This is a genomic window from Natrinema soli, assembly GCF_028618695.1.
Genome location: NZ_JAQIVI010000806.1, coordinates 1 through 2,942 on the forward strand (window position 1 = coordinate 1; position 2,942 = coordinate 2,942).

General features: G+C 67.1%; 6 protein-coding genes. 3 read left to right on the plus strand and 3 right to left on the minus strand.

Features of this window, described 5'->3' with window-relative positions; all coding sequences use genetic code 11:
• Together PGX04_RS33030 and PGX04_RS33035 are read right to left on the minus strand one after the other, a co-directional pair.
• On the minus strand, nt 1-304 hold a 304-nt coding region (locus tag PGX04_RS33030), incomplete at its 3' end, for a proteasome assembly chaperone family protein (protein WP_273742342.1).
• 87 nt (nt 305-391) lie between these two features.
• Nucleotides 392-607, minus strand: coding sequence for a hypothetical protein (locus tag PGX04_RS33035; protein ID WP_273742343.1), 216 nt, complete (start codon nt 605-607; stop codon nt 392-394).
• 157 nt (nt 608-764) lie between these two features.
• On the opposite strand from PGX04_RS33035, the gene PGX04_RS33040 reads away from it, so the two are divergent.
• Together PGX04_RS33040 and PGX04_RS33045 are read left to right on the plus strand one after the other, a co-directional pair.
• Nucleotides 765-1,676, plus strand: coding sequence for an RsmB/NOP family class I SAM-dependent RNA methyltransferase (locus PGX04_RS33040; RefSeq protein WP_273742344.1), 912 nt, complete (start codon nt 765-767; stop codon nt 1,674-1,676).
• Nucleotides 1,673-2,311: a DUF7122 family protein gene (locus PGX04_RS33045; RefSeq protein WP_273742345.1), complete on the plus strand. Its 639-nt coding sequence runs from the start codon at nt 1,673-1,675 to the stop codon at nt 2,309-2,311. The genes PGX04_RS33040 and PGX04_RS33045 overlap by 4 nt, the downstream gene beginning before the upstream one ends.
• Nucleotides 2,312-2,345: 34 nt before the next feature.
• Here the strand turns inward: PGX04_RS33045 and PGX04_RS33050 are convergent, their stop codons facing one another.
• Nucleotides 2,346-2,597, minus strand: coding sequence for a hypothetical protein (locus PGX04_RS33050; protein WP_273742346.1), 252 nt, complete (start codon nt 2,595-2,597; stop codon nt 2,346-2,348).
• 174 nt (nt 2,598-2,771) lie between these two features.
• Between PGX04_RS33050 and PGX04_RS33055 the strand changes: the two genes are divergently transcribed.
• Nucleotides 2,772-2,942, plus strand: a 171-nt coding sequence (locus PGX04_RS33055; protein WP_273742347.1) for a triphosphoribosyl-dephospho-CoA synthase, incomplete at its 3' end; no start/stop codon positions are given.

The window sequence follows — 2,942 nt, forward strand, 5'->3', positions numbered from 1 at the left end:
TCAGGCAGTCGGCGACGCTCTCGACCGCCTGCGAGGCGATCGGCGCGTCGCTCTGGAGGGCGATGAGGTCGTGGTCTTCGCTGACGTAGAGCCGTACCGGAGGACGTGCGGTTCGGTCACCGCTCCGATAGACGCCGATCCGGGGCAGTCCCTCGCAGTGGACGCTCGCGTAGTAGCGCATCTCGAGTTCCTCGACGAGGTGATCGGTCGCGATTTTCCCGACGAGACCGACGCCCGGAAATCCTTCGACCAGCGTCGGATCCTCGAGTTCCGGTTCCGGTCCCTGCGCGCGGATTTCAGCCATACTCGGACCGACGGCCGTCAGCGGCATAAAATCGAGGGCCGCACTATGGCGCAACGACCGGGCGCCGTCGCCGACGGCTCGACGCCCTCACTCGGCGAGAGGCGCTCCCTCTCGAGCCGACACGACATCGACGAGCGCGTCGGCGATCGCGCTCTTCCGGTGACCGACCTGGAGGTGGCGATAGACGTGGTCCGGGCTCTCGCCGGTCAGCTGACAGAGAGGACACTCGGTCGAACGGTCCCGCGACTCCAGGGCAGCCTGCGTTCGCGCCGATTCGTCGTCACTCGGTGAACCCGTTGACATACGAACGAACGTCCCTCGCCCTCGCTGAAAGCGGTTTCTAGGAGACCTATTGAGAGATCCGCTGGGATAGGCAGCGGTATACAGTCGCGACCGCAGCGACGGTCCGCTCCCCTCGCCTTCGAAACCCACAAGCGCCGGGCACTCGAATCGGCGCTCGATGGAGCCACTCGAGCGGTATCGACCGATCATCGACGATTTCGACGCCTTTCTGGCGGCCTGCGAGCGGCCGCTCGGTAACACCGTCCGCGTCAATACGATCAAGGCCTCTGTCGAGCGGACGCTCGCGGCCCTCGCGGAGGAGGGCGTCGGCTACGACCAGGCCGACTGGAACCCGCGCGTCCTGGACCTCGAGACCGACTCGCCGGGCTCGACGTGGACCTCTTTCCACGGCTTTACCCACGGCCAAGAGGAGGTCTCGGCGGTGCCGCCGGTCGTCCTCGATCCCGAGCCCGGCGAGCGGGTCTGGGACTGCTGTGCCGCTCCCGGCGGGAAGGCGACCCAGATCGCGGCGCTGATGGACGACCGCGGAACGGTCGTCGCGAACGACAACAACCTCGGGCGCATCTCCGCACTGCGATTCAACGCCGAACGGCTCGGCGCGACCAGCCTCGCGGTGACCAACGCCGACGCGCGCAACTACTCGCTGTCCCGCTTCGACTTCGACGAGTTCGATCGAACGCTCGTCGACGCGCCCTGTTCCTGCGAGGGGACGATCCGGAAGAACCCCGACGCGCTCGACAACTGGTCGGAGGGCCACATCTCCTCCGTCGCGGGTATCCAGAAGGGGATCATCCGGCGAGCGATCCAGGCCACCCGCGAGGGCGGGACCGTCGTCTACTCGACGTGTACCTTCGCGCCCGAGGAGAACGAAGCCATCGTCCAGCACGCGCTCGACACCGAATCCTGCCGGGTCGTCGACTTCGACCTCGGCCTCGAGCACTCGCCGGGACTGACCGAGTGGGACGGCGAACCGTTCGACTCGAGCCTCGAAAACGCAGCCCGGATCTATCCACACCAGAACGACACGGGCGGCTTCTTCGTCGCGAAACTGGAGGTGACCGCCGAATGAGCGACGAACGAGACGGCGACTATTCGGAGACGAACGACGGTCAGCGGTTCGATCGACTGCCCGCGACCGAAGCGGAGCGAACCGTCGATGGCCGGGCCACGCGCGAGGAGGTGGTCACTCTCTTCGCCGATCGGTTCGGCATTCCGTCCGAGACGTTCGACGACTACACCTTCTGGGAGAAGGGTGCGGGCAAGATCTGGATCTACGCCGGCGACGCGCCGACGCCGATCGAAATCGAGGCGATCGGAATGACCTGCCTGCGGACCCGACAGGAGCACTGGAAGCCCACGACGGACTTCGTCCAGCGCTTTGGCACGCTCGCGACCGAGTGCGTGATCGAACTCGAGCGCGAGCAGGCCCGTCGATTCGCGGCCGGCGAGGACCAGGAACTCGAGTGGGACGGCGACTGGGGCTATCTCATCGCCGCCCACGAGGTCGGGGTCGTGTCGGAGGGCAGATCATCGCAAGACGGTGAAAGCGAGGCGCACAGCGCCTCGAACAGTTCGAGCGGGCGAAGCCCGCGAGAAGAGGCCGCCGAGAGCGAAGCGCTCGAACCCCTCGGCGTCGGCCTCTACGTCCACGGCGAACTGCGCTCGATGGTGCCGAAGGGCCGACAGCGCGACCTCGAGTCCTGACGGTCCTCGAACCGCTGTTTCCGTGGCGACACTATCACTCCGTTCCGACCGTCCGGTGTGCGGTGGCGCGCGCTGTCGGCTGGCCGAGCGTCGCGAGGCGCTCACTGTGTTCGCGCCTCGCAATGCGAGCGGTGACCGCAGGGAACCGCGAGCCAGCGAGGACAGCCGATGATACTGCGCGAGCGGTGGGAGGGATGAACGCAGTAAATTCCTCGATAGCGAACGGTGAGCGACGAGAACCGTGAGCAGTGACCGTCAGCGCGGGACTGACGGTCCCGCGAACCATCCGAACGGTGCGCGGTTCGGGGCGATACGTGGTTCGGAGCGAGGCGCGGTTCGGAGCGAGGCGCGGTTCGGAGCGAACAGAGTGAGCGAGAACCGCGGGAACGCGAACGGTGAGCGAAGCGAGCCGCGACGAACAACCCGCATCCCTAAGCCGTCCCGGGACGCAACGAGACGTATGCGATCGCCAGCGGCGAACGCGGAACTGGCGCTGCTCCTCGAGGTGGCGGGGACGCCCAAACCGGGCAACGTCGACCGCCACCGCGACCTCGCGGAGCTGCGGTTCGAACACTTCCTCGCCGGAGCGGTGGGGGCCCGCGAAGGACTCGAGCTGGCGGCCAACGGCGCG